This is a genomic window from Leifsonia sp. HAY1-4F, assembly GCF_056755275.1.
Window position 1 is genome coordinate 1 of the sequence record NZ_JBNDHX010000190.1, and the last position, 1,713, is coordinate 1,713.

The 1,713-nt window shown below is 71.5% G+C and carries 2 protein-coding genes; both read left to right on the forward strand.

Going from position 1 to position 1,713, the window contains the following annotated elements; translation table 11 throughout:
- Positions 1-864, forward strand: an 864-nt coding sequence (locus ACPYOG_RS19105) for an ABC transporter substrate-binding protein (RefSeq protein WP_481295718.1), incomplete at its 5' end; no start/stop codon positions are given.
- Between the two features lie 4 nt (positions 865-868).
- On the forward strand, positions 869-1,621 hold the full coding sequence (locus ACPYOG_RS19110) for an ABC transporter ATP-binding protein (protein WP_192628204.1): 753 nt from the start codon (positions 869-871) through the stop codon (positions 1,619-1,621).
- Positions 1,622-1,713 lie beyond the last annotated feature (92 nt).

Below are 1,713 nucleotides of genomic sequence, written 5' to 3' on the forward strand. Positions count from 1 at the left end.
GCTCTGGGTGAGACGGAGCTGCAGACCAAGCAGTTCAACGCCGGTCCGGCCGAGATCGAAGCGCTCAGTGCAGGCGCGATCGACGCCGCCTACATCGGTCCGAGCCCCGCCATCAACTCCTACCTGAAGAGCGCCGGCCAGTCGCTGAGGATCGTCTCCGGTGTCGCCACGGGCGGCGCAGCCCTCGTCGTGAAGGGCGACATCACCTCGGCCGGCGAGCTGAAAGGCAAGACGATCGCGTCGCCGCAGCTCGGCAACACGCAGGACGTGGCGCTGCGGTACTGGCTGACGAAGCAGGGTCTGCGCACCTCGCTCACCGGCGGGGGAGACCTCACCATCGCGCCGACCGACAACGCCCAGGCGCTGACGCTGTTCCAGGCCGGGAAGATCGACGGCGCGTGGGTGCCGGAGCCCTGGGTGTCGCGGTTCGTGATCGACGGGAACGCGAAGGTCCTCGTGGACGAGGCGTCGCTGTGGCCAGCCAAGAGGTTCCCGACGACCGTGCTCGCAGTGTCGACGGCCTTCCTGAAGGCGCATCCGCAGACCGTGCAGGCGCTCGTGAAGGGCAATGCCGACGCGGTCGCCGCGCTGCAGGATCCGGCCACGGCTGCCGCCGACATCAACGCCCAGCTGAAGGCCGACACGGGCAAGACCCTGGCGACCGGCGTGCTCGCGCGTGCGCTCGACCACGTCTCGTTCGACACCGACCCGGATGCCGCGGCGTTCCCGACGCTCGTGCAGCATGCGGCGGCCGTGGGTCTTGCGACGAAGGGCTCGCTGAAGGGCCTGTTCGACCTCACCGCCCTCAATGCTGTCCGGAAGACCGCCGGACAGGCGGCCGTCTCCTCCGGCGGACTGGGGTAGCACCATGGCCGACCTCGATCGCACCGCCGTCGCACTGACCGGCGTCAGCAAGCGCTTCGGCGCCCACGCACCCGTCGTCCTCGACGACGTGGATCTCCGCATCGGCGACGGCGAGTTCGTCTGCCTGCTGGGCGCGTCCGGATGCGGCAAGTCGACCATCCTGAACCTCGTCGCCGGACTCGAGGAGCCGACCACCGGCGCGATCGCGGTGCCGAGCGGCCCGGTCGCCATGATGTTCCAGGATGCTGCGCTGCTGCCCTGGCTGACCGCCCGCCGCAACGTCGAGCTCGCGCTCGACCTCGCCGGGACGCCGCGCGACGGGCGTCGCGCCCGCGTCGACGAGCTCCTGGAGCTGGTCTCGCTCTCCCACGCCGCCGACCGGCGCCCGCACCAGCTCTCCGGCGGGATGCGTCAGCGCGTCGCCCTGGCCCGCGCGCTCGCGCAGGACCGGCACGTGCTGCTGATGGACGAGCCGTTCGCGGCCGTCGACGCCATCACCCGCGACCTCCTCCATGTGGAGCTGGAGCGGATCTGGCGGCAGACCGGCCGCACCATCCTGTTCGTGACCCACAACGTCCGGGAGGCACTGCGGCTGGGCCAGCGGATCGTGCTGCTCAGCTCGCGCCCCGGCACCGTCGCCGCCGAGTGGGAGGTCCCGGCCGAGGTACGCGCCGGGGCCGACCCGGTGGAGGCCGCGCGTCTGGACGACGAGATCACCCGCCGGCTGCGAGAGGAGCTGATCCGCAATGCCGCCTGAAGCCACCATCACACTGGCCACCGGACGCGACGGCGCCGAGGCGTCCGAACTGCACGCGCTGGAGGCGGGGCTCGACTCCCTCCAGACCGCAC

What these genes read in the sequence shown, in the direction of transcription:
- ACPYOG_RS19110 (WP_192628204.1), top strand. Translation starts at nt 869, where the DNA reads ATGGCCGACCTCGATCGCACCGCCGTCGCACTGACCGGCGTCAGCAAG.